At 73.2% G+C, this 26449-nt stretch carries 23 protein-coding genes and 1 riboswitch; of the genes, 15 read left to right on the top strand and 8 right to left on the bottom strand.

Annotated features, from left to right (window positions below):
- Positions 1–211: 211 nt before the first annotated feature.
- Positions 212–319: riboswitch (TPP riboswitch) on the top strand.
- 108 nt (positions 320–427) lie between these two features.
- From ABD54_RS14565 to ligD, 8 genes are all read left to right on the top strand, one after another.
- Complete coding sequence (locus ABD54_RS14565) at positions 428–1048, top strand: ECF transporter S component (protein ID WP_047870012.1); 621 nt, start codon at positions 428–430, stop codon at positions 1046–1048.
- A 2-nt stretch (positions 1049–1050) separates the two neighbouring features.
- Positions 1051–2664 carry an ABC transporter ATP-binding protein gene (locus tag ABD54_RS14560; RefSeq protein WP_047870011.1) on the top strand — a complete coding sequence of 538 codons (1614 nt, stop codon included), beginning with the start codon at positions 1051–1053 and terminating at the stop codon, positions 2662–2664.
- 55 nt (positions 2665–2719) lie between these two features.
- Positions 2720–3523, top strand: a complete 804-nt coding sequence (locus tag ABD54_RS14555) for an energy-coupling factor transporter transmembrane protein EcfT (RefSeq protein ID WP_047870018.1) — start codon at positions 2720–2722, stop codon at positions 3521–3523.
- A gap of 57 nt (positions 3524–3580) precedes the next feature.
- Positions 3581–4369, top strand: a complete 789-nt coding sequence (locus tag ABD54_RS14550) for an enoyl-CoA hydratase/isomerase family protein (RefSeq protein WP_047870010.1) — start codon at positions 3581–3583, stop codon at positions 4367–4369.
- A 417-nt stretch (positions 4370–4786) separates the two neighbouring features.
- Positions 4787–7015, top strand: coding sequence for a protein kinase (locus tag ABD54_RS14545; protein ID WP_235432066.1), 2229 nt, complete (start codon positions 4787–4789; stop codon positions 7013–7015).
- A gap of 450 nt (positions 7016–7465) precedes the next feature.
- Positions 7466–8245: an electron transfer flavoprotein subunit beta/FixA family protein gene (locus tag ABD54_RS14540; RefSeq protein ID WP_047870008.1), complete on the top strand. Its 780-nt coding sequence runs from the start codon at positions 7466–7468 to the stop codon at positions 8243–8245.
- 34 nt (positions 8246–8279) lie between these two features.
- Positions 8280–9224, top strand: coding sequence for an electron transfer flavoprotein subunit alpha/FixB family protein (locus tag ABD54_RS14535; protein ID WP_047870007.1), 945 nt, complete (start codon positions 8280–8282; stop codon positions 9222–9224).
- A gap of 126 nt (positions 9225–9350) precedes the next feature.
- Positions 9351–10229, top strand: a complete 879-nt coding sequence (ligD, locus tag ABD54_RS14530; RefSeq protein WP_047870006.1) for a non-homologous end-joining DNA ligase — start codon at positions 9351–9353, stop codon at positions 10227–10229.
- A gap of 15 nt (positions 10230–10244) precedes the next feature.
- Here the strand turns inward: ligD and ABD54_RS14525 are convergent, their stop codons facing one another.
- The 3 genes from ABD54_RS14525 to ABD54_RS14515 are packed head-to-tail and all read right to left on the bottom strand — an operon-like array spanning position 10245 to position 12796.
- Complete coding sequence (locus ABD54_RS14525) at positions 10245–10745, bottom strand: hypothetical protein (RefSeq protein WP_053063593.1); 501 nt, start codon at positions 10743–10745, stop codon at positions 10245–10247.
- 17 nt (positions 10746–10762) lie between these two features.
- The gene (locus ABD54_RS14520) at positions 10763–12430 is read right to left on the bottom strand and encodes an alpha/beta hydrolase (RefSeq protein WP_047870005.1); all 1668 of its coding nucleotides are present in this window, start codon (positions 12428–12430) and stop codon (positions 10763–10765) included.
- A 39-nt stretch (positions 12431–12469) separates the two neighbouring features.
- A complete protein-coding gene (locus tag ABD54_RS14515) occupies positions 12470–12796 on the bottom strand; it encodes a hypothetical protein (RefSeq protein ID WP_082166824.1) in 327 nt (108 codons plus the stop codon).
- Positions 12797–13091: 295 nt separating this feature from the next.
- Between ABD54_RS14515 and ABD54_RS14510 the strand changes: the two genes are divergently transcribed.
- Together ABD54_RS14510 and ABD54_RS14505 are read left to right on the top strand one after the other, a co-directional pair.
- A complete protein-coding gene (locus ABD54_RS14510; protein ID WP_047870004.1) occupies positions 13092–14357 on the top strand; it encodes a hemolysin family protein in 1266 nt (421 codons plus the stop codon).
- 16 nt (positions 14358–14373) lie between these two features.
- Positions 14374–15009, top strand: coding sequence for an aldehyde dehydrogenase family protein (locus tag ABD54_RS14505; protein WP_235432065.1), 636 nt, complete (start codon positions 14374–14376; stop codon positions 15007–15009).
- Between the two features lie 92 nt (positions 15010–15101).
- On the opposite strand, the gene ABD54_RS14500 is transcribed toward ABD54_RS14505, so the two are convergent.
- Both ABD54_RS14500 and ABD54_RS14495 read right to left on the bottom strand, forming a co-directional pair.
- Positions 15102–15860, bottom strand: coding sequence for a class I SAM-dependent methyltransferase (locus ABD54_RS14500; protein WP_047870003.1), 759 nt, complete (start codon positions 15858–15860; stop codon positions 15102–15104).
- A complete protein-coding gene (locus ABD54_RS14495) occupies positions 15857–16636 on the bottom strand; it encodes a class I SAM-dependent methyltransferase (protein ID WP_327136821.1) in 780 nt (259 codons plus the stop codon). The genes ABD54_RS14500 and ABD54_RS14495 overlap by 4 nt, the downstream gene beginning before the upstream one ends.
- 129 nt (positions 16637–16765) lie before the next feature.
- Between ABD54_RS14495 and ABD54_RS14490 the strand changes: the two genes are divergently transcribed.
- Positions 16766–18826 (top strand): hypothetical protein, encoded by a 2061-nt coding sequence (locus tag ABD54_RS14490; RefSeq protein WP_047870002.1) that lies wholly within the window; start codon positions 16766–16768, stop codon positions 18824–18826.
- Here the strand turns inward: ABD54_RS14490 and ABD54_RS14485 are convergent.
- A complete protein-coding gene (locus ABD54_RS14485) occupies positions 18823–20142 on the bottom strand; it encodes an acyltransferase (protein WP_047870001.1) in 1320 nt (439 codons plus the stop codon). The genes ABD54_RS14490 and ABD54_RS14485 overlap by 4 nt on opposite strands.
- Positions 20143–20313: 171 nt before the next feature.
- Between ABD54_RS14485 and ABD54_RS14480 the strand changes: the two genes are divergently transcribed.
- From ABD54_RS14480 to ABD54_RS14465, 4 genes are all read left to right on the top strand, one after another.
- The gene (locus ABD54_RS14480; RefSeq protein WP_047870000.1) at positions 20314–21237 is read left to right on the top strand and encodes a DUF3068 domain-containing protein; all 924 of its coding nucleotides are present in this window, start codon (positions 20314–20316) and stop codon (positions 21235–21237) included.
- A 72-nt stretch (positions 21238–21309) separates the two neighbouring features.
- The gene (locus ABD54_RS14475; protein WP_047869999.1) at positions 21310–22287 is read left to right on the top strand and encodes a decaprenyl-phosphate phosphoribosyltransferase; all 978 of its coding nucleotides are present in this window, start codon (positions 21310–21312) and stop codon (positions 22285–22287) included.
- Entirely contained in the window at positions 22284–23651 is a 1368-nt protein-coding gene (locus tag ABD54_RS14470; protein ID WP_047869998.1) for an FAD-binding oxidoreductase, read from the top strand. Before ABD54_RS14475 ends, ABD54_RS14470 begins: the two co-directional genes overlap by 4 nt.
- Positions 23652–23729: 78 nt before the next feature.
- On the top strand, positions 23730–24482 hold the full coding sequence (locus tag ABD54_RS14465; protein WP_047869997.1) for an SDR family NAD(P)-dependent oxidoreductase: 753 nt from the start codon (positions 23730–23732) through the stop codon (positions 24480–24482).
- 158 nt (positions 24483–24640) lie between these two features.
- On the opposite strand, the gene ABD54_RS14460 is transcribed toward ABD54_RS14465, so the two are convergent.
- Together ABD54_RS14460 and ABD54_RS14455 are read right to left on the bottom strand one after the other, a co-directional pair.
- Entirely contained in the window at positions 24641–25351 is a 711-nt protein-coding gene (locus ABD54_RS14460) for an RNA-guided endonuclease TnpB family protein (protein ID WP_047869996.1), read from the bottom strand.
- On the bottom strand, positions 25348–26409 hold the full coding sequence (locus ABD54_RS14455; RefSeq protein ID WP_047870013.1) for an oxygenase MpaB family protein: 1062 nt from the start codon (positions 26407–26409) through the stop codon (positions 25348–25350). Before ABD54_RS14455 ends, ABD54_RS14460 begins: the two co-directional genes overlap by 4 nt.
- Positions 26410–26449 lie beyond the last annotated feature (40 nt).

Here is a 26449-nt window from a genome sequence, read left to right as displayed (position 1 = left end):
GTGGAGGAGGCGGTGGCGACGACGGCGGTGGCGACGACGGGGGCGGTACCGGTGGCGGCGAGTCCCCGGGCGGGGACGGCGGCGCGCCCTGGAACGGCACGCCCCCGCAGCCGCAGGTGCCCGAGGGCGGCCCCGGTCCCGGGGGCTGAGGCCCCGACGTGCGCTGAGGGGGCCCGGGAACACCGCGGTGTTCCCCCGTGTTCATAATGGATGAAACCGACAGGGGAGCGCGCGAGCGCTGAGAGTGCGGCACCAGGCCGCAGACCCTTACACACCTGATCTGGGTCATGCCAGCGAAGGAAGTCGTAGGAACCGTCACCGGTGGCGTGCTCCCGCGCACCGGGGACGTCCCGGCGCGCGCGGAACGCGTCCAGGCGCCGCTCTCGGCCGCACGGGCCCCTCGCACCCCCCGGCGAAGGGACACCGCATGAAGAGGAACACCACCAATCCCCAGGACACCGGCGTCCGGCGCGACGTCCTCGACCGGCTGCGGAGCTGGCGCACCGTCGACATAGTCGTGGCCGCCGTCATCGGCGTCGCGGTCGGCGTGGTCTTCTGGCTCTGGAACATCGTCTGGTCGGTCACGACCCCCCTGTTCGTCGGCTTCCCGCCCGCGCAGGCAGTCGTCTACGGCATGTGGCTGATCTCCGGCGTACTGGGCGGCCTGATCATCCGCAAGCCCGGCGCGGCCCTGCTCACCGCCATCGCCGCCGCCTCGGTGTCTGCGCTCCTGGGCACCCAGTGGGGGATCATGGTCATCCTCGACGGCGCCCTCCAGGGCATCCTGCCCGAACTCGTCTTCCTCGCCTTCGGCTACCGCCGCTGGGGCATGGGCGTGGCCGTCCTCGCGGCTGCGGTCGCGGGCGTCTCCCCGGCCATCCGCGACAACCTCGCCTACAACGTGACCTGGCCGCTGTCCTACCAGATCACCTACGGCGTCATCGTGGTGGTCAGCGCCGCCCTCATCGCGGGCGTGGGCGCCCGCCTGCTCACCACGGCCCTGGCACGCTCCGGGGCGCTGGCCCCCTTCCCGTCCGCGAGGGGCTGACCTTGGCCTCCGCGAACGGGCGCCGGACGGCGGCCGGGGGCCCCGGCGCGCGCGTGGAGCTCTCCGGCTGGGGCTGGCGGCACTCGGGCCGCGAGTCCCACGCGCTGCGCGGCGTGGACCTGGTGATCGAGCCGGGTGAGCGCGTGCTGCTGCTGGGCGCCTCCGGCGCGGGCAAGTCCACCCTGCTGCACTCGCTGGCCGGTCTGACCGGCGAGGACGCCGCCATCAGCGGCGACCACGAGGGCAGCCTGCTCCTGGACGGCGAGCCCGCCGACCGGAGCCGGGGCTCGGTCGGCCTGGTCAGCCAGGACCCCGAGACGCAACTGGTGATGGCGCGCGCGGGCGACGACGTCGCCTTCGGCCCGGAGAACCTGGGCGTGGCCCCCGACCTCATCTGGCCCCGCGTCCGCGAGGCACTGGAGGCCGTGGGATTCCCTTACGGACCGCGCCACCCCACCGGCGCGCTGTCGGGCGGTGAGAAGCAGCGCCTGGTGATCGCCGGGGCCCTGGCGATGCGCCCCCGCCTGCTGCTGTTGGACGAGCCCACCGCCAACCTCGACCCGGCCGGGGCCGCGCTGGTGCGGGGCGTGCTGGCCCGCCTGCTCGCCGAGACCGAGGCGACCCTGGTGCTCGTCGAGCACCGGGTGGCCGACGTCGTGGACCTGGTGGACCGGGTCGTGGTCGTGGCGCCCGGCGGCGGGGTCGTCGCCGACGGGCCGCCGGGGACCGTGTTCGCCGAGCACGGCAGCTCGCTGGCCGCGCAGGGAGTGTGGGTGCCCGGGCACGAGCCCGCGCCCGCCCTTGAGCCCGCGCCGGGCGGTGAGCCCCTGCTGGAGGCCGTGGGCGTCACGGCGCGCACCCCGAGTCAGCTCGGCGTGCGCGCGGCGCCGCGGCGCACGGTGTTCGAAGGGGTGGACGCCACCGTCCGAGCCGGAACCGCGACCGCCCTGACCGGCCCCAACGGCGCGGGCAAGTCCACGCTGCTGACCCTGCTCGCCGGGCTGTCCAGGCCCCACCGGGGAGCGGTGCTGCCGCGCGGGCCGCTGGCCGGGGCCGACCCGCGCCCGCTCGTTCGCTGGCCCGCCCGCAGGCTGGCCCGGCACGTGGGCACGGTCTTCCAGCACGCCGAGGACCAGTTCGTCACCGCCACCGTGCGCGACGAACTGCGCTTCGCCCCGTTGCGCGCCGGGATGGGCGAGGCCGAGACCCAGTCCTGGGTGGGCGAGCTGATGGAGCGCCTGCGCCTGTCCGCGCTGGCCGACGTGCACCCCTACACGCTCTCGGGCGGTGAGAAGCGGCGGCTGTCGGTGGCCACGGCGCTCAGCTCGGGTCCCGCGCACGCGCCCGACGCACTCGTCCTGGACGAGCCCACCTTCGGCCAGGACACCCGGACCTGGACCGAACTCGTGGAACTGCTCGCCACCCTGCGGTCCGCGGGCCGCGCGGTGGTAATGGCCACCCACGACGACCTGTTGCTGAGCAGCCTGGCCGACGCGCGGGTGCGCGTGGCCGGGGGCCGCGCCGTCCACGAGGCCGCCGCACCCGACACGGGCGCCGGGGCGGAGCAGCCCGGGCCCGCGGGGCACGCGGCGGCGGGAAGGGGGAGCCGTGGCTGACCGGAGGCTTGCGGACACACCCGCGTACGGGGACCGTGTCCCGGGCGGGGGCCGCGTGCCGGACGGGGCAGGGGAGCCGGGCCCGGCCGGTGCTCCGGCGGGGGACGCGCTCACCCTGGAGGCTCCCGCGGACGGCGGGGCGCGCTTCTGGCTGGTCGGGCTCAATCCGGCGGCCAAACTGCTCGCCGCCCTGCTGCTGGGCGTGGGCCTGGTCCCGGCCGTGGACGCCGTCACCGGCGGCGCGGTGCTGGCGGGCGTCCTGCTGCTCCTGCCGTTCAGCGGGATCGACCGGCGCACCCTGCTCGTCCTGGGCGGGCCCTTCCTGCTCATGGGGCTCTCCAGCGGGCTGGTCAACTACCTGTACGGGGAGCACGGCGCGGAGGGCGCGCTGGGCGCCGCGGTGCGCCTGCTGGCCATCGCCCTGCCCGGGTTGCTCGCCGCCGTGAGCAGCGACCCCACCGAGACCGCCGACGGCCTGGTGCAGCGGCTGCGGGTTCCCGAGCGGCCCGCCATGGGTGTGCTGGCGGCGCTGCGTCTCGTCCCTCTGCTCGCCGACCAGTGGCGCACGATCACGCTGGCGCGGAGGGCGCGCGGGCTGGAGGCCGGGCGCGACCCGGCCAGGGCGGTCGCGCTGTTCTTCGGCCGCCTGTTCGCCCTGCTGGTGCGCTCCATCCGCACCGGGACGCTGCTGGCCGCGGCGATGGACGCGCGCGCCTTCGGGACCGGGCCGCGCACCCGCGCCCGGGAGAGCCGCTGGCGGACCGCGGACACGCTGCTGCTGGCGGGGGCCGCCCTGCTGCTGGCGGCGGCCTACACCCTGTCCGCGCGGCTGGGCACCCTGGTGCTGCTCTTCTCCTGAACCGGGTGGTAAGCAGTTCGGAGACAGTGACGTCCGAGTGGCGAGGAGCAGTGGACCGTGGGCGAGTTCGTGCGTGTGGAGACCGATCCGGACCATCCGGCCGTGGCCGTGATCCGGCTGGACAGGCCGAAGGTGAACGCGCTCAACGCCGCGCTCACCGCGGAGATCGCCGAGGCCGCGACCCGGGTCGCCAAGGACCCGGACGCGCGCGCCGTGGTCGTCTACGGCGGCGAGCGGGTGTTCGTCGCGGGCGCCGACATCAAGGAGATGGCCGACCTCACCGCCGCGCGGATGCTGGGCTACGCACGCGACCTCCAGAGCGCACTGAACCTGGTGGCCCGCATCCCCAAGCCGGTCGTGGCGGCGGTCACCGGGTACGCGCTCGGCGGCGGCCTGGAACTGGCACTGGCCGCGGACTTCCGGGTGGCGGGGGCCGGGGCCAGGCTGGGCGTGCCCGAGATCCAGCTCGGCGTCATCCCCGGCGCGGGCGGGACCCAGCGCCTGCCCCGCCTGATCGGCTCCTCCAGGGCCAAGGAGATGATCTTCAGCGGTCGCCACGTGAAGGCGGACGAGGCCCGGGAGATCGGCCTGGTGGACCAGGTCGTCCCGGACGAGGAGGTCTACCGGGCCGCCGTGGCGCTGGTCGCCCGGTACGCCCAGGGCCCGTCCGTCGCGCTGGCCGCGGCCAAGGAGGCGGTGGACCGGGGCCTGGAGACGGACCTGGACACCGGTCTGGAGATCGAGCGCCTGCACTTCGCGGGCCTGTTCTCGACCGAGGACCAGAAGGACGGCATGCGCAGTTTCGTCGAGCAGGGTCCCGGCAAGGCCGCCTTCAAGGGGCGCTGACGGGGCGCTGAAGCGGTGCCGGAGGGACGCCGGACCGGGTTGGTCCGAGCCTGCCGGGCGCCGGAACAGCAGGTCGGGGCGGCGGCACACGGTACCGTGCCGTCCGCCCCGCCGCCGTTTCGGTGGATTCGAGAACTTTTCACCCCGCTCGTCGGATCGAACGGTGTCACGGGGGGTTCGGCCGAACGTCCGGATCCGGCCAGTCCGGACGGGAGGGAGGGAACCGCCCACGCCAGTTTTCCGTCATACTCGTGAGGGTCGCCCCCGGACGGACGCGCCGCCTGAACCCCGGACGCCCGGCGGTGCGGAAGCGACCACACGGGCCCGAGACCGGGACGAACAAGCCAATGGTGACCCATCCCCCGGCCGCTAAGCTGGACGCGGTGGTATGTGGTCTTTTGAGGGGATGAGTTCTCGATGGCAATGTCGGCAGGTTTCCCCATGGGTGAGGAGCTGCCGGAGCGCATCGGCCACTACGTCATCCGCCGCCGCATCGGGCAGGGCGGCATGGGCGTGGTGTACCAGGCCGAGGACCCCCGGACCGAGCAGTTCGTCGCGGTGAAGGTCCTCAAGCCGGAGGTCGCGGGCGACCACATCGCCCGGGCCCGCCTCGCCCGCGAGGTCGAGACCATGCGCCGCGTGCACAGCCCCAACGTGGCCGAGGTCATCGAAGCCGACACTCAGGCCGAGCTGCCGTGGGTGGTCACCGAGCACATCCCCGGCCCGACCCTGGACGCCACGGTCACCAACCACGGCCCGCTGCGCGGCCGCGCGCTCACCCGCTTCGTCACCGGCATGGCCCGCGCGATCCGGGACATCCACGCGGTGGACGTGATCCACCGCGACCTCAAGCCCGGCAACGTGATCATCTCCAACGGCGAGCCGATCGTCATCGACTTCGGCATCGCGCACGCGGTGGACGGCGCCAAGCTGACCCAGACCGGCACGTTCGTGGGCACGCCCAGCTACCTGTCCCCGGAGGTCATCGAGGGCACCGACCTGGGCCCGGCCACCGACATCCACGCCTGGGGCGGCACCGTCGCCTTCGCCTCCACCGGCCGCCCGCCCTACGGCGCGGGCACCTTCGAGGTCATCTTCTTCCGCATCCTCAACGGCGAGATCGACATGGACGGGATGCACGAGGCGCTGCGGCCGCTGGTCAACCGCGCCGTCTCCCGTGACATGCGCAGTCGTCCCACGGCTGAGGAACTGCTGGAGGAGGCCAGCCGCCTCAACCTCGACCTGCCCTGGACCGAGGACGCGGGAGGCCGTCCCACCGGGCTCACCGGCAGCCACACCGTGTACCACCCGACCACGGCCGGGGGCGTCGGGGAGGAGCCGGGCGGCGGCCCGGGCGGTGCCGCCGCGGCGGGCGCGGCCGGTGCCGCGCTCGGCGGCGCGGCGGGCTACCTGGCCGGTCGCGCGGCCCGGAACGAACAGGGCTGGGGCCCCTCGCACACCGGCGGTCCCGCCTCAAGCGCCTGGTCCCCGTCCGGGGGCCCCGCGCGCCCGGCCTCCGCCGCGCACTCCGGCGGCCCGGTCCAGGACCCCGTGTCCACCGACGACCTCTCCGGCGCGCGGCGCGGCTGGGACGACGAGGACGACGGGCTCCCCGGCACCGAGCGCATCGTCCCGCGCGACGCAGACGACCCGGACGACCCCCAGGGGACGATGCGGATCAGCCCGGTCCGCGACGAACCGGACGACGTGCTGGGCACGCGGCGCATCCAGCCCGACGAGTTCTCCCGCGAGGACCCGCAGGGCACGATGATGATGGACCCGGTGGACCCGGACGGGTACGCCCGGCGTCCCGTCGACGAGCACGGGGACGAGGGCCACCGGGCGCCGCACACGCAGTTCTTCAACACCCCGCTGCACAAGGGCGACTTCGCCGACATCCTCACCCCGGTGGACGACGGCCGGGGCAGCGACCGGACGCAGGAGTTCGACGGGGACGAGTACGAGGACCGGCGCGGCGGCCTGCTGGGCCGGTTCCGCCGCGGCGGCGGCGACCGGGTGAGCGACTACTTCCCGGACGACTCCGACGAGGAGGGCGAGGAGTACGAGGAGCGGTCGTGGCGGATGCACCCGCTGACGATCCTGCCCATGCTGGCCTCCGTGGCCGGTGTGTCCCTGCTCTTCCCCTGGTTCGGGTTGATCCTGGGCGTCGTGGTCATCGCCGCGCTGGGCGCCCTGGACGTGGTCAAGGCCGAGCACGCCCGCCGCCTCCAGACGCGCGGCCCGCGCAACTCCGACAACATGGTGGTGGCGCTCAGCTTCCCGTGGGCCTTCGGGCGCATGACGCTGCGCACGCTCGGCTTCGGCCTGGTCTACCTGCTGGCGGGCATCCTGGTCGGCATGATCTACGCGCGGATCGCGGACGTGCCGGGTCAGGGCGCCAACTACACCGGCGCCTTCGCGATCTTCGTGATGCTCCTGCTCAGCTACGTCATGCCGAGCGGGCGCGAGGCGCGGCACCAGGCGGTGTGGCTGGTGCGCCGGGTCCACTACCGCAACCTGTACGTCTACGTCGGCGTGTGCATCGGCCTCGTGCTGCTGACCATGCTCATCCTGTCCTTCGGCCTGTCGGCGGCTCCGGACTGGGTGCCGATCGGCGGTCCCTCGGACTGGTTCGACGGACAGTGATCCCCGCCCGGCGGGCCGTACGGCTCACCGGGCACCGCGAAGGCCCCGGGCCCCGGCCCGGGGCCTTCGGCGTTCCCGCCGGGCGGGAGGACTGCGACCTGTTACCGGTGGTGTGACCGGTTCCGGCGGGATCGGCGGCGACTAGGGTGGGGAGCGGGAGGCGGACACCCGTGACCGGTGTCCGGCGCAGGCGGTCCGACCGGGTTCGGAGCACCTGCGGCACAGCGGTGGTTAGGGTTGCCTCAGTCACACCGGGGGCCAGGGGTTGGCCTCCAAGCTACTAGCCAGTAACATCTGGGCTATGAGCACATCGCGGGACCTGTCTGAACGTGAAGGCGGCCCCGCCGTCGGATGACCGAACGGCATTCGGCATTGTTGGCAGTAGGGGGCGCGCCAGCGTCCGGCCGCCGCACGGCGGATCATGGAGTGCAGGGAGGTCGGCCACCGGCCATGAATATTGTCGTTTTGGTCAAGCAGGTCCCGGACACGGCGACCGAGCGGAAGCTCAACCCCGAGGACAACACGCTCGATCGCGCTGCGTCCGACGGTGTCATCAACGAGCTGTGCGAGTACGCCATCGAGGAGGCGCTCCAGCTCAGGGAGAAGCACGGCGGCGAGGTCACCGTCCTGACGATGGGACCGGACCAGGCCACGGACTCCATCCGCAAGGCCCTGTCGATGGGTGCGGACAAGGCCGTCTTCGTCAACGACGACGCCCTCCACGGCTCGGACTCGCTCCAGACCGCCTACGCGCTCGCGCAGGCCCTGGGCACCATCGAGTTCGACGTGGTCGTCCTGGGCTCGGAGTCCACCGACGCCCGCACCGGCGTGGTCGGGGCCGCGCTCGCCGAGTACCTCGGCCTGCCGCAGCTCACGTTCGCCCGCAAGGTCGACATCGACGGCAGCACCATCAGGATCCAGCGCCAGACCGACTACGGCTACGACCTCGTCGAGGCCCAGCTCCCGGCGGTCGTCTCCGTGGTCGAGAAGATCAACGAGCCGCGCTACCCGTCCTTCAAGCTCATCATGCAGGCGAAGAAGAAGCCGGTGGACAAGAAGTCCGCCGCCGACGCGGGCATCGACACGGCCAGGGTGGGCCTGGCCAACGCCACCACCGAGACCGTCGACTTCGACGCCGCGCCGCCGCGCGCCGCGGGCACGGTGGTCAAGGACGAGGGCGACGGCGCCGCGAAGATCGCCGAGTTCCTCGTCGAGAAGAAGTTCGTCTAGGTCGAACGAGAGACTCAGGGAAGGTTCAAGGGATATGGCTGAGGTCCTCGTCCTCGTCGACCACGTCGACGGACAGGTCAAGAAGGTCACCACCGAGCTGCTGACCGCCGCCCGCCGCATCGGCGAGCCCGCGGCCGTGTGGATCGGTGACGGCGCCGAGTCGGGCAAGTCCGTCCTGGCCGAGTACGGCGCCGAGAAGGTCTACGTGGCTTCGGCCGAGCTGAACGACCACGTCGTGGCCCCCAAGGCCGAGCTGCTCGCCAAGCTCGCCCAGGACAAGGGCGCCGCCGCCGTCCTGGTCTCGGCCACCGCCGAGAACAAGGAGATCGCTGGCCGCGCCGCGGTCAAGCTCGGCTCGGGAGTGCTCACCGACGTCGTGGACGTCAACGCCGAGGTCGTCGCCGAGCACAGCATCTTCGGCGGCACCACCGTCACCCACGCCCGCGTGCGCACCGGCGTGCCTGTCGTCGCGGTCCGCCCGAACTCCGTTCCGGCCGAGGCCGCCTCCGGCGCCGCCGCCGAGGAGCAGGTGTGGGTGGAGGTCTCCGACGCGGCCAGGACGGCCAAGGTCGTCGAGCGCGTCCACGAGGAGCAGGGCGAGCGCCCCGAGCTCACCGAGGCCGCCATCGTGGTCTCCGGCGGTCGCGGCGTGGGCTCCGAGGACTTCTCGGTCGTGGAGCACCTGGCCGACTCGCTGGGCGCGGCCGTGGGCGCCTCCCGCGCCGCCGTCGACTCCGGCTGGTACCCGAACCAGTTCCAGGTCGGCCAGACCGGTAAGACGGTCAGCCCGAACCTGTACGTGGCCCTGGGCATCTCCGGTGCGATCCAGCACCGGGCGGGCATGCAGACCGCCAAGAACATCGTGGCGATCAACAAGGACCCCGAGGCCCCGATCTTCGAGCTGGCCGACTTCGGCGTCGTGGGTGACCTGCACGCGGTCGCCCCGCAGCTGACCGAGGAGATCAACAAGCGCAAGTAGTACCGCGCTTCGACGCGCGAACGCCCGGCCGGGGACCTCCCCGGCCGGGCGTTCGCGCGTTCGGACACCGTTTTCCGGGACCGCCGCCCGGGTAGGCGGGCCGCACGGCGCTGAACGGGGGAGGACATGGCGGAGCGGACCGCGGGGGTGCGCGCGGGACGGCGGGTGGTGCGGGTGGCCAAGCCCGGCAAACCGCTGTTCGGCGAGGGCGGGGCGACCAAGGAGGACCTGGCGCGGTACCACGCCCGGATCGCCCCCCTGATGCTGCCGCACGTGCGCGACCGGCCGGTGGCCCTGGCGCGCTTCCCCGACGGGATCGACGCGCAGGGCTTCTTCGTCAAGCACCCGTCGGTCCCGGACTGGGTGGCCACTGTGGAGACCAGCGGTGGCCGGATGATGCTCTGCCAGGACGCGGCCGCGCTGGTCTGGTGCGCCGACCAGGCGGCGATCACCCTGCACGCCTGGCAGTCCCGGCAGCCGAACCTGGGCCTGCCCGACCGGATGGTGATCGACCTCGACCCCGCCGGGGACGGCCCCGAGGCCTTCGCCGCCTGCCGCGCCGCGGCGCGGGACGTGCGGGAGTCGCTCGACGGACTGGGCCTGGCCGCCTACGTGATGACCAGCGGCTCCCGGGGCCTGCACGTGCGCTCGCCGCTGCGGCCCGAGGCCGACGACCAGGATGTCCGCGTGCTGGCGGAAGCCGTCGCGGACCGGGTGGCGGCCCGGCGGCCGGACGAGCTGACCACCGAGGTGCGCAAGGCCGCGCGCGGGGGCCGGTTGTTCGTGGACTACCTGCGCAACGGCCGCGAACAGCTCGCGGTGGTGCCTTACTCGGTGCGGGCCAGGCCGGGAGCGCCGATCGCGGCGCCCCTGACCTGGGAGGAGCTGGAGAAGGTGGAGACGGCCCGGGATCTCACGATCGACCTGGAGCGCGAGGAGTGCCCCTTCGCTGGGATGGGCAGGCACGCCCGTTCCCCCCGCAGGGCCCTGGAGAGGCTGGGCTGAGGCTCGCCCGGGGCGTCAGGAGTCCGGGTTGCCATCGGGCCAGACGCAGGGCGAGGAGGCGGAGAGTGCCAGGCTGCCGTCGCCCGCCACCTGAACGGTCATCCCGAAAGCGTCCTCCGTGTGTTCGACGGACAGGAACATGTCCTCAGGCCGCAGATCCTCGAACACCTGGTAACCGCTGGAACTCCAGTGTTCGTGGAGCAGTTCGAAGGTGGCGTCGTTGTCCTCGACGGGCAGACCCCGCACCCAGAACGTCTCGCTGACGGTGACCCGGTCCCTGGAACCGCCGTCGGTGGGGTCATCGCAGGCGGCGACGACGGTTCCGCGCCGTTCCTCCAGTTCCGCCTCCTCCGGGAGCGCCGTCATCGTGCTGTCGATGTGCTCCCGGACCCTCTCCGCGGCCTCGTCCTCGGTCATAGTCGCCTCCGTTCCCGGTTCCCCGGACTCGCCGGGGCCACAGCCGGTCGCCACCAGGGCGAGGGCGATGACCCACGCCCACGGTCTGAATCTGATCACGTGCCGCTTCCTATCCCTTATTCCGCCTGCCCCGCGATGACCCTGCCCATGTAGAGCAAGGATCTCGTCCTGGGGTCGAAGTACTCCGAGTGGGCGGGGCCGAGCGGCCAGGAGCCTCCCACACTGCCGGGGTTGGACTCGAACACGTTCGCTCCGAATTCCGGATCGGTCGGGTCCATGCCGTGGGTGAGGCCCGTCAGGTTGGTGATGCCGTCGTTCTCCGCCGTCGAGACGTGCACGTTCTCTGCGGGAAGGTTCAGGTCGGTCACGTGGTCGGCGTCGGTTCCGGGGCTGCCCACGAGTATCACTTCGTCCGTGTCGAGTCCGGCGTCGCTCTGCGCGGTGTGCCCGACCACCGTGGAACCGTAACTGTGGCCTATGACGGTGTTGTGGGACGGCGGCCCCTGGTGGGTGGAGCGCAGTCCGTCCTGGAAACTGCTCAGCTCGCTGACCGCGGCCTCCGCACGTCCTTCGAAGGCCGCCTCGGGGACGTTGGGGGCGTCGTACCCGATCCAGCTGATCACGGAGTGGCTGCCGTTCGGGTCCGCGTTCGACGCGGACTCCAGGAGGTTGTCTCCACGGCCGACCTGGTCGTTGATGCTCTCCCAGGTCGTCGTGGTGCCCGGCACCAGGGTCGCCACGTTGTCGGCGGTGTCGGGGTTGCCGTTGGCCACGACCGCCCGTCCGTCGCCCCCGGTGTCCAGAGCCAGCAGGTACCTGTCAGCGCTTTCGTCCTCCAGGCTCTCCCGCAGCTCCTTCAGCTCCTGGAGCTGGTCGTCGAGAGTGTCGTCGTTCGCCATGGCCAACGCGATCGCGTCGGACCCGTTGCTGCCCCGGGCCGCCGCCTCGCCGATCTCCTCGTCCCGTTCGGCGATCTCCTCCTCGAACCGCTCGATCTCGTCGTCGAGATGGTCGCGGTTCAGTCGGTCGCGCACGGCCGCCGGGATGCCGTCGAGCTCGCGCAGCAGCTCGGGATCGTCCCTCACGGCCTGTTCCTGCTCCTCCTCGGTCATCGAGGTCCACCACAGGTTGACGACGGACGGGTGCTCGTCACCGCTCAGTTCGTCCGGGACCATGCCGGGGAGCGCGTCACCGAAGTAGGTCAGCTGGCCGCCGGTGAGCAGGGAGGACTCGACCAGGCGTTCCAGGGACTCCCGGCTCGGGCCGTCGCGCAGGTCCTTCTCGGTCTGCTCGGCCTGCTCCATCAGGGTTTCCCAGTGCCCGGAGTGCTCGGAGAGCAGTTCCTCGCGCAGGGTCTCCAGCCGGGTGACCCCCATCCCCTCACGGGTCCCCTCGCCGAGGATGGAGCCGCTCCCCTCGGAGGCGTCGACGGCCGCTTCGGCGTCGGCCTTCTCCTCCGCCCAGCGGGTCTCCAGCTTGGCGCGTTCGGCGCGGTAGGCCTCGATGTCGAGCCCCCACTGGCGCAGGACCGCCGCCCCGTAGGTCAGGGAGGCCGCGGCCTCCTGCCAGGAGGACAGCTCCCGGGAGGAGCTGGAGACGATGTTCCAGGCGACGAGGTCGGTGAACTCTCCTGCGGACGAACGGAACCGGCTGTGGGTGCCCTCGGACTGGCCGAGCATGTTCTGGCGAACGGTGTCGAGCTGGTCGGCACCCGACTCGATGGCGCCGACGTCGGCGTCGATGTCCTCGGGCAGTCCGAGGGACATTGAGTAGAGGTCGCTCACGGCAGGGGTCTCCGCGGTCGGTGGGGGCGGGGGCGGGGCTCAGAAGTTGATCTGGATGTCGAGGGACTCCAGGCCCTCCTGGTACTCCTCGGCGTTCTCGTGGTCGGTGTCGGTGATGGCCAGGTCAGCGCCCTGCACGTTCTGCGCCAGGTCGATGCCGTTCTGGGCGGCCCTCCTGATGTGCTCCATGGTGTCGAGGCCGTAGTCGTCCAGGCCGCCCGTCACGTGCTCGGACACGGCTGCCGTCAGTCCTTCTACGGCGGCCTCGAAGTCGGTGCCGAGGAAGACCATCGCCTCGGCCAGTGCCTCGGCCTCCTGGGCCTCGGACATGGCGTCGACGGGATTGACGCCGATCGAACCGGACACGGGAACTCCAGAGGGTGAAAGAGGGGTATCGGAGAGGAAGGTTACAACAGGTGCTTAAGAGCCTCCCGGAGGGGCCGACCGCCCTTCACGGTGAGCCCTGTGCGTTCCCACCTGCGCCGACGGCGCCGAAGTGAACGAGAGGCCGTTCGGACTCGTTTTTGTCCGCATGCGGTCAGGCCCTGCCGCGGGCGGGGTCCGCGCGGTGCGCGGGCCCCGCCCCGGATGGTGTGGCCCGCGGCTTTCGGGGGAAGGAATCCCAGCTCCAGGCACCGGCAGTCGACCTCGGGGGAGTCCCATGGAGGGCATCGGGGCCCAGATCGGCCTCGTACTGGTCCTGGTCGCGGTGAACGCCGTGTTCGCGGGCAGCGAGATCGCCCTGATCACACTGCGGGAGGGGCAGATCAGGCGGCTGGAGGAGCGCGGCCCGGGCGGGCGTGCGGTGGCCGGTCTGGCCCGCGACCCCAACCGGTTCCTGGCCACCATCCAGATCGGCATCACCCTCGCGGGCTTCCTCGCCTCCGCCACCGCCGCCGTCTCCCTGGCCCGCCCGCTGGTCGGGCCGCTGGGTTTCCTCGGCTCCTACGCGGCCCCGGTGTCGGTCGTGCTCGTCACCGTCGTGCTCACCTTCGTCACCCTGGTCCTGGGCGAACTCGCCCCCAAGCGCATCGCCATGCAGCGCGCCGAGTCCTGGGCGCTGCTCGCGGCCCGCCCGCTCAACGCGCTGGCCCTGCTCTCTCGCCCCGCGATCTGGCTGCTCAGCGTCTCCACCGACCTGGTCGTCCGGCTCGGCGGGATCGATCCTCGGGACGCCAGGGAGGAGGCCACCGAGGAGGAGCTGCGCGACATGATCGCGGCCCAGGGCCAGATGACCCCCGAGCAGCGCACCATCCTCTCCGGGGCCTTCGACATCACAGGGCGGACGCTGCGCCAGGTCCTGGTGCCGCGCCCCGACGTGGACACCGTCCCGGCCGACCTGCCCGCGCGCGAGGCGGCCCTGCTCCTGGCCGAGCGCGGCCACTCGCGCGCTCCGGTGGTCGGCCGGGACGACGTGGACGACGTCGTCGGCGTCGTGCACTGGTCCGATCTACTGCGGGGCGGGGGCACGGCACGGGAGGTGGCCCGCGAACCGCTGCTGCTGCCCGACTCGCTGACGGTCTCCGCCGCGCTGCACCGGCTCACCGTCGAACGCCAGCAACTGGCCGTCGTGATCGGCGAGAGCGGCGAGGTCAGCGGCATCGCCAGCCTGGAGGACCTGCTGGAGGAGGTCGTCGGCGAGATCTACGACGAGACCGACACCGACGAGCGCGCCCCCGCCCGGCTGGAAGGCGGCGCCCTGCGCCTGCCCGGCACCTACCCCGTCCACGAGCTGGAGGACCTCGGCGTCGTCCTCACCGACCGGCCCCCGGGCAGTTACGTGACCGTCGCCGGGATGGTCCTGGTCATGCTCGGCCACATCCCCGGGGAACCCGGGGAGAGCGTGGACCTGGGCGGCTGGACGGCCACGGTCACCGAGGCCGACGGCCGCGTCGTCAGCGAACTCCTGCTCACCCCCGCCCGCTGAGCGCGCTGAGGTCCTCGTGCGGGCACTGCGCGTCCTGGACACGCGCCGCGAGGAGATCGTCGACTGGCTGGTCCACGAGGCCGGAGCGGTCCGCGAGCCCGCCGAGTTCGAGTGGGGGCCGGTGCGCAGCGGCGTGGTCGAGGTGACCTCCTACCCCACGCGGGTCCGGGGCCGGATCCTGCCCGGCGTCACCCCGGGCAAGGAGAACCGCGTCCACCGCGAACCCCTCGGCGCGGTCACGGTGATCAGCCCGTGGAACTTCCCGTTCCAGCTCTCCCACCGCTCCGTCGCGCCCGCCGTCGCCCTCGGCAACACCGTGGTCCTCAAACCCGCCGAGAACACCCCGGTCACGGGCGGACTGCTGCTGGCCCGGATCCACGAGGAGGCCGGGCTGCCGCCCGGGGCGCTCAACGTGGTCGTCGGCAGGGGCGGTGAGATCGGCGACGCCCCGGCCACCCACGAGCTGTCCCGGATCGGGCTCGGCCGGTTCGGCGGAGAGTGGGCGATGGAGGAGTTCACCGCCGACCACTGGGTCAGCCTCCAGCACACGCGCCGCAGGACGCCGTTCGGCCCGGAGCGACCGGTCGGGTGGTCGGTCCCGTGCAGGAAGATGTCCGCCGCGGTGCGCCCACCGGGGTTGATCTCGCCCTGAGCGGCGATGTCGACGGCCCGCAGTGCCGCCAGGGGCGAGACAGCCGAGGGTTGGGCCCCTCGCGTCACACCAGCAACGTTTGCGGCCTGTCTCTAGCGCTTGCGCAGGACCAGCAGCAGGTTCCAGGTGACGACCTCGCGCAGCAGCGGCACCCTCACGACCGGCCCGGCCCATCCGGGCAGGTAGCGGGGGCGCACGTCCACCACGTCCACGTCGGCGCGCCCGCGCGTCCAGCGCAGCATCTCCCCGGCGTGCGCGGCGTACATGGTGCGGCCGAAGTCGTTCTTGGGCCGCCGCCCGTGGCGCCGCGCGAACCGCTCCGCCGCGTACGCGCCGCCCAGGTAGTGCCACGGCGAGGTCTCGTGCCCGCCCCACGGGGAGAGCCACAGCGTGTACGACAGGTACACCAGCCCTCCCGGCCGGGTCACACGCACCATCTCGTCGGCCATCCGGGTCCGGTCCGGCACGTGCTCCAGCACGTTGGAGGAGAAGCACACGTCCACCGAACCGCTGCGCAGCGGCAGGTCCAGCGCGCTGCCCTGGACGCCGTACGCGTCGGCGTCCCGCCCGTGCAGCGTCATCTCGTGGGCGTCGGCGTCCACGCACAGGCAGCGGGCCCCCGCCGACCTCAGCTCGTCTGCGAAGTAGCCCGGGCCGCCGCCCACGTCCACCACGAGCGTTCCCGCCAGGGGCGTGTAGGAGCGCAGTTGGGCGACGGTGTCCCGGGCGAGCGTGCCGTAGAAGAACGCCGGATCGGTCTGCTCCCTGCGGAAGGCTGCGAACAGCCGCACCGACCGGCCCAGGGTGGCGCGGAAGGGGACGGTGCCCCCGCCCGCGGCGTTCGCGGTCACGTGCCCGCCTCCAGTACCACGAAGTGGCGCAGGTGGCGCCAGTGGTCGCCGCCCCAGTACTCGTCGGAGGCGGCGATCCGGCCGTTCGGGACCAGCTCGGCGATCCGCTCGGTGCGCAGGGTGTGCATCCGCATCGGCGCCGGGTAGCGCAGCAGCGCACGCTGGGCGAGCGCCACCAGCGGCCACGGCGCGTAACGGAACACCAGCCCCTTGAAGGTGCGCCGCTCTGACTCGGGTACGCCCAGCACCATGGCGCCGCCGGGGCGCAGCACCCGTGCGAACTCGCGCACGTAGCCTTCGGCCAGGGCGGGCGGCAGGTGCTGGAGGACCAGGTCGGTGTAGACCAGGTCGAAGGAGCCGTCCCCGAACACCGACAGGTCCGGACGCTCGTTCAGCACGAACTCGATCCGCCCCCCGGAGCGGTCCAGGCGGCGGGCCTCCTCCAGCATCGGCGCGGAGATGTCCACCCCCACGACCTCGTTGAAGTGCGCGGCCAGGGCGTTGGACAGCCGTCCCGCGCCGCACCCGAAGTCCAGCACCCGGCCCCGCTCGGGGCGGATGCCCAGCTCCTCCAGGCGGGCGACGGACGGGTCGATGTCGGCCCGTCCGGAGGCGAGGAACTCGTCGTCGTCCCAGCCGCCGCCCCTCTTCCCGGGGTCCACGCACACTGCCCACAGGGGTTCGGTCGAACCCAGCCGAGTCCAGTCGCGGCGGACCTGTTCGAGCCCCACCCGCATCACCTCCACGGTGCTCGCGACCCCGCCGGAACACGGCACCTGAATCGTGTTCCTGTTCCGGGTATTCAGGCCGGGTTGGCCTGCGACAAGGGTCGAGGGAAAAAGTGGAACGTGTTGTATTCTGGCATCCCTTCTCCGGATCGGCCAACTACGGCGGGAGAGATGCCGATGCCGCCTGTCCCCCACACCGCGCGCGGGCACGACGGCCCGGGCGCCGAAGCCGCGCGGCCCGGCCCGGTCGGGGCACCCAGCGTACGCCGCCCCGTCCGGGGACCCGGCGGGAAGGGCCCCGGCCCGGGCGGGACGCTCCGCGCCGCGTGGAGCGGGGCCCGCCGCCTGGCCCGCGACCGGCTGGTCCTGGTGGGGCTGCTGGTGGTGCTGGGGGCCGTGGGACTGCGGGCCCACGTGCTGGGCGAGTCGTACTTCGTGGAGGACGACTACCTCTTCTTCGCCAACGCCCACGCCAGCGACCTGGGGCCGGACTACCTGCTCACCCTGCACAAGGGCCACCTGATGCCCGGGGCGCTGTTCCTGGTCTACCTCCAGACCGCCCTGTGGCCCTACGAGTGGTGGGTCAGCGCGGGCACCATGCTCGCCCTCCAGACCGCCGCGCTGGTGGGGTTCCTGCGCCTGGTGTGGGAGCTGTTCGGCCGCCGATGGGCGCTGCTGGTCCCGCTGACCGTGTACGCGCTGGCCCCGCTTACCGTGCCCGTGCTGGGCTGGTGGTCGGCGGCGCTCAACGCGGTGCCCCTGCAGTTGGCCCTGGTGCTCGCCGTGCTGTGGACCCTGCGCTATCTGCGCACGGACGACCACCGGCTGGCCTGGCGGGCGGGCGGCGCCGTCGTGTTCGGCATGCTGTTCACGGTCAAGGCGGTGTTCCTGCCGCCGGTGCTGTTCGCCGTGGCCGTCGCCCACCTCTACCCCGGCGGGCTCGTAGCCGGGGCCCGGCGGGCGTGGGCCCTGCACCGGCCGTTCTGGGCGGCGATGGGCGCGCTGTTCGCCGCCTACGCGGCGCTCTACCTGGCGCGGATGCGCGCGGCCGGCGGCGGGGAGGGCGCGGGCGTACCCCAGAGCGAGCCCGCCCTGACGATGCTGCGCGGGTTGCTCACCGAGGTGTTCCCGGTCGGCGCCCTGGGCGGGCCCCTGGAGTGGGGCCCGGTCACCCCGACCGGCGGCCTGGTCGACGCGCCCGGCGTGACCGTGCTCGCCGCCTGGGCGGCCTTCTCCGTGCTCGTGCTGGTCAGCCTGCGGATGCGGCGCGGGGCGTGGCGGGCCTGGGCGCTGCTGCTGGCCTACCTGGTGGTCGTGGACGTCATTCCGACGATCATCGCGCGCGGTCGGTTCCAGGACGTGGCCGCCGCCGACCCCCGGTACGTGGCGGACGCCGCGCCGGTGTTCGCCCTGTGCCTGGCCCTGGCCTACCTGCCCACCAGGGAGGAGCGGGCGCGCGCCCTGGTCGGCGGGGCCCCGTCGGCCCCGGCGGGCGTGGAGCCCTACCGTGTGCGGCCCCGGCGCGCCGCCCGGGTCGCGGCCGCGCTGGCGACGGCGGTGTACGCGGTGGCCGCGGGCTACTCCACCCACGCCTACGCCCAGACCCTGAGCGGCGACCGCCTCCAGTGGTACCTGGACACGGTTCGCACGGCGCTGGCGGACGCCCCGGAGGAGGGCGGCCTGTACGCGCGCCCGGTTCCCGGGGACGTGGTCCTGGAATGGAACGGCCAGCGCCGCCTGAGCTCGTGGGTGCTGCCGCCGCTGGCGTCGGACGACGTGGCCGAGCGGATGGCCGCGCCCGAGGAGGCCGCCACCGCGTACGTGTTCAACGACGCCGGGTTCCTGGTCCCGGCGCGGCCCTCCGACGACAGCGACATGTTCGCCCCCGGGCCCGCGGACGAGTGCCTGGAGCCCTGGGAGGGACTGGTTTCCTGGCCGGTGGAGGCGCACGGCGGCGTCGCCCAGGTCGTCACGCTCGGCTACACGGCCGAGGAGGACGTCGGCGTGGTGGTGGCGCTGGGCGACGACTGGATCGAGGTCGAGCTGCCCGCCGCCGAGGAGAACGGCACATGGTACGTGCCCGCGGGCGCGCCCGGCGAGCAGCTCTCGGTGTTCGTGCCCGAGGACCCGCGGGACCGGGGCGGGCTGTGCCTGGACTGGGTGTCGGTGGGCGGCATGGCGCCGACGGTGGAGGGCAACCCCTGGGCGCCCGAGGGGGACGACCGGCCTGGTAGCTAGCCGGCGGACCGCCCGCGGGAGGGGCGGTGGGACCAGCGGCGGCTGGGCTCCTCCACCCACCGGTGGCTCGCGGCGGCCAGCAGCACGGTCCCGATCGTCACCGGCACCGCGTCCAGCCAGAACGAACCGGTGAAGATCTCCTGGCCGGTGAAGTCGCGCCACAGGTAGAGCACCATGAACTGCCACAGGAACACGCCGTAGGAGATCCGCCCCAGGAACTGGCACACCCGGTGCCGTAGCAGCGAGTCCAGCCACCGGCCCCCGCGCCAGGCCCGCGCCTCCCGCAGCGGCAGGGCGGGCCCCGCCGGGCGCGGCGCCAGCGCGCACGGGGCTATCAGGAAGAACGCGAACCCGATCCCGGCCAGCGAGTCCACGGCCGAGGTCCAGATGTCGCCGGAGCCGATGAATCGTCCGCCGGACGCCTCGGTCGCCTTCAGGGCGAAGAACCCGCCCGCGACCAGCCAGCACACTCCGGGGGAGGAGCCCAGGGTCCGGCACAGGCGGCGCACCGGGCCGTCGGCGCCGGGTTCGCGCCAGGCCCACTCCGAGAGCACGGCCAGCGCCATACCGGCCGCGAACAGGCCCGCGGCCCGGGGCAGCCAGGAGTGCATGTACTCGCGGTGCTCGGGATAGAACTGCGGGATCAGCGCGGCCAGGCCCAGCAGCGCCATGACCCCCAGGCCCGCGAGCAGCCTGCGGCCCCGGTCGTCCACGCTCCTGCCGCCGCGCGCCCACAGTGCCAGGACCAGCCCGAACAGCGGGAGCAGCAGGTAGAAGCTGACCTCCACCGACAGGCTCCACATCTGGCCGAGGCCGTAGGGGCCGGTGCCCAGCCACGGCGGGTCGGTGTTGAAGGGGAAGGTCAGGGTCAGGACCTCCCACCAGTACCGGAGCGAGCCGAGTTCGTCGCGGGAGTAGACGAGCAGCGCCGTCACGGCCACCAGCCAGTAGGCGGGCAGGACGCGCACGGCGCGGCGCCACAGGTAGGGACGGGCGCGCGGCCCGCGCACCCCGTCCAGGGCCGCGCGGGCCCAGGGCCGGTACAGCAGCACGCCCGAGAGCGCGAAGAACAGCGGCACGGCCGCGTCGAAGGCGGACAGCAGGCCGCCCAGCACCCCCGGCGCCAGGGAGTCGCCGGTCTCGGTGGCCACGTGGAACACCAGGACCATCAGGGCGGCCAGGGCGCGGACGCCGTCGAGGGCCTCGTGGCGGCCGTCGACCTGCGGCAGCAGCGTCGAGGGGCCGGGGGTGTGCGCGCCGGCGGATTGGGCGTCGGCGACGGGGTCCCCGGGCGCTGAGGAGGAGGTGGGCGCCATGGGCCTTCCAGAACGGGGAAAGGGCGGAACCTGTAGCACTAGAACGCGTTATAAAAATTTCGACACGCCCTGGTGACGTCGTTCGCTACTGGGCAGTACTCTACCCGGAACTGAACCTAGTTCCACTAGACCCAGTTCCAGATCTGGACTCTCGTACGCCCAGGAGGGCACATGCGCCGTACCGTTGCGGTCGTTCTCGTCGCGTTTGGGGTCTTCTTCCTCGCCTTTGCCCCCATGATGCGCACGTGGCTGTCGAGTTCCCTGATGAAGACCCCTCTGGACTACTACAGCGAAACGGTCCTCGAGGCAGACGGGGCCACCTACTTCAACATCGAGGACGTCGAGGTCGTCGAGGACGCCAGCCTGGAGGCGCGTTCGACCATCCGGGCCGACGTGGCCTCCAGCACCGACGAGACGGTGGTGTGGGACCAGTTCACCTGGGTCAGGGACGCCGAGACCGACTTCGGCATCACCTCCAGCAGCCGCCGCGCCGGGCACGACCGCGTCACCGGGGAGGCGGTCGACTGCTGCGACTCCATGGTCAACGACGAGTCCGTCGCCCAGAGCGGCCAGGCGTGGAAGTTCCCCTTCTTCACCGAGCAGCGCGACTACGACTTCTACGAGACCACCGCGCGGGAGGTCGTCCCCATGGAGTTCCAGGGGACCGAGGAGGTCGGGGGCGTCGAGGCCTACAAGTTCGTCCAGGAGGTCGAGGACGAGGTCGTCGGCGAGCGCACCCTGCCCCGCTCGGTGGCCGGGATGGAGGGCGAGGGCGACGTCACCGGCGACGAGGTCTTCTCCATCACCCGCACCTACTGGATCGAGCCCGTCACCGGCTCCCCCCTCAAGATCGGTGAGGACCAGAACCGCGTCGTCGTCGTGGACGGCGAGGAGGTCCTGACGCTGTTCGACGCCGATCTCGTCTCCAACGACGAGTCCGTCCAGAACGCGGTCGCCAACTCCGAGCAGGGACGCACCGTGCTGCCCCTCCTCCAGACCACCCTGCCCCTCGTCTGCCTCGTCGCCGGTGTCGGTTTCATCGGCGTCGCGGTCGTCCTGTTCGTCACGGGCCGCCGTCGTGACCACCACCACTGACCCCCGCACCCGTTCCTCGCCGACACGCCCGACCGGGCGCGTCGGCGTGCGGCCCTGCGCCCTCCGGTCGCGGTGACGGAGAGGACGCGGGCCACGGGACCGGCGGCGGCCGGGGCCGAGCGCGGCGACGGGGGGACGCTCGGCGCGCTGGTCCGCGCGTGCCGCCCCCGGCAGTGGCTCAAGAACCTCCTCGTCCTGGCCGCGCCCGCCGCGGCCGGGGCCCTGACGCAGACCGGGGCGCTGCTGACCAGCGCCGCGGTGTTCGCTTTGTTCTGCGCGGCCGCCAGCGGCACCTACCTGCTCAACGACGTCCACGACGCCCGGCGCGACCGCGCGCACCCGCGCAAGCGCCACCGCCCGGTGGCCTCCGGCGCGCTCCCCGTCCCCGTGGCCGTCGCGGTCGGGACCGCGCTCAGCGCCGCCGCGCCGCTGGCCTCACTGGCGCTGGGCGACCCCGCGCTGTCCGCGCTGGTCGCCGGGTACGTGCTGCTCACACTCGTCTACACCCGCCACCTGCGGGACCTGGTGGTGTGCGACCTGGTCGCGGTCGCGGCCTGCCACGTGCTGCGCGCGGTGGCGGGCGGGGTGGCCGTCGGTGTACCGCTGACCTCGTGGTTCGTGATCGTGGTGTCGCTGGCCGCGCTGTTGGTGGTGGTCGGCAAGCGCGAGGCGGAACTTCGTGCGACCGGCGAGTCCGGGGCCGGGGCCGCCGCGCACGGCGACGCCCCCGGGGGACCTGCCGCCGCGGCGGCCTCGGTCCGGCCCGCCCTGCGCGGCTACAGCACCGCCTACCTCTCCCAGACCCGCACCATGGCCTCGGGCGCCATGATCGTCACCTACTGCCTGTGGGCGCTGGAACCGGGCGACGGACCCAGGACGCTCTTCCACGCGCTGAGCATCGTGCCGTTCATCATGTTCGTCCTGCGCTACAACCTGCTCGTGGACCGGGGCGTGGGGGAGGAACCCGAGGAGATCGCCCTGCGCGACCGGCCCCTCCAGCTCATCCTCTGCGGGCTCGCGGTCCTGGTCGCGGCGGGGATCCACCTGTGAACCCGACGCCGGACCGGCCGGTCCTCCTACACGGGTGGGGGCGCACAGCGCCCACGGCCGCCAGCGTCGTGCGCCCCCGCACGCCCGCCCAGGTAGCCGAGGCGCTCGCCCGTGCGGGGGAGCGCGGGGCGCTGCCGCGCGGGCTCGGCCGCTCCTACGGCGACGCCGCCCAGGACGCCGGGGGCCTGGTGCTGGACTGCACCGGGCTCACCGGCCCCGTGCGCGTGGACGCCGAGCGCGGCGAGGTCACCGCCCCCGCGGGCACCAGCGTGGACGCCCTGATCGCCCGCCTGCTGCCCCGCGGACTCTTCGTCCCCGTCACCCCGGGGACCCGCCGCGTGACCCTGGGCGGGGCGGTCGCCGCCGACGTCCACGGCAAGAACCACCACGCCGACTCCTCCCTGGGCGCGCACCTGCGCTCCCTCACCCTCGTCACCCCGGACGGGCGCACGCGCCGCCTGGGACCGGAACCCGGCGGCGACCCCGACCTGTTCTGGGCGACCGTCGGCGGCATGGGCCTGACCGGGGTGGTCACCGAGGCCACCCTGGGCGTGATCCCGGTCCGGACCGCGTACATGCGGGTGGACGCCGACCGCACGCCGGACCTGGAGGCCACCCTGGAGCTGATGGCGCGGCCGGGCCACCGGTACTCGGTGGCCTGGCTGGACCTGTTCGCCCGAGGGAGCGGCCTGGGCCGGGGCGTGGTCACCCGCGCCCACCACGCCGAGCCCGGCGACCTACCGAGACCGCTGCGCCGCGACCCGCTGCGGTACCGGAGCACGAGCCTGCCCGTGCCACCGCTGACCCCGCCGACGGCCACCCTGAACCGGTGGACCGTCGGCGCGTTCAACGCGCTCGAACACGGCCGCGCGCCCGGGAGGCGGCGCGGCCGGATACAGCCGGCGGGCGGCTACTTCCACCCTCTGGACGCGCTCGACGGGTGGAACCGGCTGTACGGCAGGCACGGCGCGGTGCAGTACCAGTTCGCGGTGCCCTTCGGCGAGGAGGACGTCCTGGCCTGGATCGCCGGGGAGCTGTCGCGCAGGCGCGCGCCCTCCTTCCTGGCGGTCCTCAAGAGGATGGGGCGGCCCACGCCGGGACCGCTCTCCTTTCCCCGGCCGGGGTGGTCGCTGGCCGTGGACCTGCCCGCCGACCTGCCCGGACTCGGCCCCCTGCTGCACCGCTTCGACGAGCGCGTGGTCGGCGCGGGGGGCCGCCTGTACCTGGCCAAGGACAGCCGTGCCAGCCCCGAGGCCGTGCACGCCATGTACCCCGGCCTGCCCGCGTGGCGCCGGGTGCGCGAGCGGGCCGACCCGGACGGGGTCCTGGTATCGGACCTGGCCCGCCGACTGCGGCTGCTGTGACAGCGCGGCCCTTCGGTGGCACGATGACGGCGGTCCCCGGCACCCGGGGGCGCACTTTCCGGAAAGGCGGGGACAGCCGTGCGCGACTCGGTGGGAGCGGTGCGGAGCGTGCTGCTGCTCGGCGGCCGAAGCGAGATCGGCCTGGCCATCGTCGAACGGCTGGTCCGCGAGGGCGCCCGCGAGGTGGTGCTGGCCGCCCGGGGCGGGGTGCCCTCCCCGCCGGACGCGCTCACCGCGCTCGGGGCGCGGACGCACTCGGTGGACTTCGACGCGGGCCTGCCCGACACCCACACCGGCACGGTCGCGGCCGCGGTGGAGCTGGTGGGCGACCTGGACGTGGTGGTGGACGCGTTCGGTGTGCTGGGCGAGCAGTCCGAGTACGAGGCCGACCCGGCCGCCGCCGCCCGCGCCGCCGCCGTCAACTACACCGGGCACGTGTCCGCGGACCTGGCAGTGGCCGCCCGCCTGCGCGAGCAGGGCCACGGGACGCTCGTGGTGCTCTCCTCGGTGGCGGGGGTGCGGGTGCGCAGGTTCAACTTCGTGTACGGGTCGGCCAAGGCGGGCCTGGACGGCTTCGCGCAGGGCCTGGCCGACTCCCTGCACGGGTCCGGCGCGCGGGTACTGGTGGTGCGGCCGGGCTACGTGCCGACGCGGATGTCGGCGCACGTGGCGCCCGCCCCCTTCCCGGCCACACCGGGCCAGGTCGCGGACGCGGTGTCGGCCGGGCTGCGCTCGGGGGCCACCACCGTGTGGGCGCCGCGCGTGCTCCAGCCGCTCTTCGCGGGGATGCGGCTGCTCCCGCGCCCGCTGTGGCGCCGCCTGAATCGCTGAAGCCGCACCAGGCAGCACAGCTTGACTCCCTCTTCTTCGTGAACGAGGGAGATTCCGACCGGGCCCTGCGGTGCGGTCGGTGCTGAGTGCCTCGCGGCCGCAGCCGGTTCCTGCTTCGTCGACACGGCACCCCAGAGGTCTCGGCAGGCTGGCGCGGTTCACCCCGAAGGGTTGGTCCATCCGCGCGTGAGAATGTTCTGGGCCGCGTTCACGTCCGCATGAGCTGTGCGCCCGCACCTGCCGCACTGGAAGATCGATCGGCTCTCCCGATTCTCCGGAGCGACGTATCCGCACGAGTGGCAGGTCTGCGAGGTGTACGCAGGATCGACTTCCACGATTCGGGTACCGGTGCGCCGGGCCGCGTTCTGACAGGCGAGCGTGAACCCGTGCCATCCCTTGGCCAGGATCGCCCGGTTCAACCCCGCCTTCCGACGCACATTGACGCCCGGCACGTGGGTGGTGCCTTGCACCGAGGCGGTCATGTTCTTGGTCTTGAGCTCTTCCAGTACCACGAGCGCGTTCCTGGCACACGGCGTGTGCGCGGTCTGCTCGGCGAAATCGGAGCGCCGAGCCCGCACCCGCCCGGTCGGCGCGGACAGGGCGGGCTCGGTCCTGGCCCGGTTGTTCGCCCCCCGGCGTTGGCGGGACAGGCGTCGGCGCAGGCGGCGTTCGCGCTCGGCCTCCTTCGGGGTTTGGACCACCTGGTCGAGCAGGTCGCCGTCGGAGGTGGCCACCGCCACCGCTACACCCCGATCGATGCCCACCGCGCCTCCCGGGCGCTCATGCGCCTCGGGGCTGCTCTGGCCGTCCTCGCACAACAGCGACACGTACCAGTGGGCCCCGTCCCGCGAGATGGTCGCGGCGGTCACACGCGCCCGTCCGCGGAGGCCTCGGCGGCGGTCGCCGGAGCCTCCCGGGTCCGCGCGGCCGGGGAGGGCTCCGCGGTTTCCGGCGCCGCGGAGGACCGTGCCGCCTCCGGGGCCTCCCGGCCCCCGGAAGCCGCGCCGCCCGTCCCGCCGCCCCCGCCGTACAGCTCCTCGTGCGCCACCGGGTCCACATCGTGCGCCACGGGGCAGCCCGCCGGGAAGGTGCCTATCCGGTTGACGTCGTACCCCTCGGGGTAGCTGCGGATGTTCGGGTTGTCCTCCGCCCACAGCGGCACCTCGCGCGGCTTCATCCGGCGCACCGCCAGGGCCCGCAGCCTCAGCGCCAGGTGCGCCGCCAGCCGCCACGCCCTGCTGGGCGGCTCGTAGCGGAAGGTCTCGATGAGCGACTCGTCCAGGATCGCCATGGAGAACTTCCGGGCCGGCCCGGACACGCGCCGCGGGTAGAAGGACACCATCAGGTCGAGGGTGGCGTCGGAGACGGCCCGGCCGCCCTCGGTGTAGGCGAAGTGCTCGCGCTCGTAGGAGTCCAGGAGCTCCTGGAACTGCGCGTAGCTCTCGGGGACGTCCTTGATCCCCATGTACCGGCCGAGCCTGCGGTAGTAGTGCGTGATCGCCGAGACCTCGTGCTCGCTCAGCCTGCGCCAGCCGTAGCCGCGGTCGTTGATCCAGCGCACCGGCATGACCACGAACGTGCTGAGCACGTAGCGGTAGTCGTCGTTGCCGATGTCGTAGGAGCGGTGCATCTGGTTCATGCGGCGCAGCGCGTCGCGGCCCCGACCGGGCTCGAACCCGTGCCGCATCATGTTGTCGAGGATCAGCGCGGTGTCGTCGTAGCGCTTCTGGGTGCTGCCGGTGAACTCGTCGGTCCGGCCCAGGAGTTCGCCGATGCTGGGCACGGCGTAGGTGCGGTACAGGGCCAGGCCCAGCGCCCGTCCCATGTCCCAGGGGAACTCCTGGGAGCGGAGGATCTGCATGATCCGTACGCAGTCGGCCTCGTGGTCCAGGTGGTGGATCTCGTCTCTGAGGTCGAAACGCTTCATCCGCGGTTCCTTCGGGGGGAGGGGGTCGGTCGAGCGGGAG

This window comes from Nocardiopsis sp. RV163, from assembly GCF_001029525.1.
GTDB classification, from domain to species: domain Bacteria; phylum Actinomycetota; class Actinomycetes; order Streptosporangiales; family Streptosporangiaceae; genus Nocardiopsis; species Nocardiopsis dassonvillei.
The sequence above is the reverse complement of the archived record's forward strand: the minus strand, read 5'-3'. Positions and strand labels throughout refer to the sequence as shown.

What these genes read in the sequence shown, in the direction of transcription:
- ABD54_RS14535 (WP_047870007.1), top strand. Translation starts at nt 8,280, where the DNA reads ATGGCTGAGGTCCTCGTCCTCGTCGACCACGTCGACGGACAGGTCAAG.
- ABD54_RS14545 (WP_235432066.1), top strand. Translation starts at nt 4,787, where the DNA reads ATGGCAATGTCGGCAGGTTTCCCCATGGGTGAGGAGCTGCCGGAGCGC.
- ABD54_RS14480 (WP_047870000.1), top strand. Translation starts at nt 20,314, where the DNA reads ATGCGCCGTACCGTTGCGGTCGTTCTCGTCGCGTTTGGGGTCTTCTTC.
- ABD54_RS14490 (WP_047870002.1), top strand. Translation starts at nt 16,766, where the DNA reads ATGCCGCCTGTCCCCCACACCGCGCGCGGGCACGACGGCCCGGGCGCC.
- ABD54_RS14565 (WP_047870012.1), top strand. Translation starts at nt 428, where the DNA reads ATGAAGAGGAACACCACCAATCCCCAGGACACCGGCGTCCGGCGCGAC.
- ABD54_RS14510 (WP_047870004.1), top strand. Translation starts at nt 13,092, where the DNA reads ATGGAGGGCATCGGGGCCCAGATCGGCCTCGTACTGGTCCTGGTCGCG.
- ABD54_RS14485 (WP_047870001.1), bottom strand. Translation starts at nt 20,142, where the DNA reads ATGGCGCCCACCTCCTCCTCAGCGCCCGGGGACCCCGTCGCCGACGCC.
- ABD54_RS14455 (WP_047870013.1), bottom strand. Translation starts at nt 26,409, where the DNA reads ATGAAGCGTTTCGACCTCAGAGACGAGATCCACCACCTGGACCACGAG.
- ligD (WP_047870006.1), top strand. Translation starts at nt 9,351, where the DNA reads ATGGCGGAGCGGACCGCGGGGGTGCGCGCGGGACGGCGGGTGGTGCGG.
- ABD54_RS14540 (WP_047870008.1), top strand. Translation starts at nt 7,466, where the DNA reads ATGAATATTGTCGTTTTGGTCAAGCAGGTCCCGGACACGGCGACCGAG.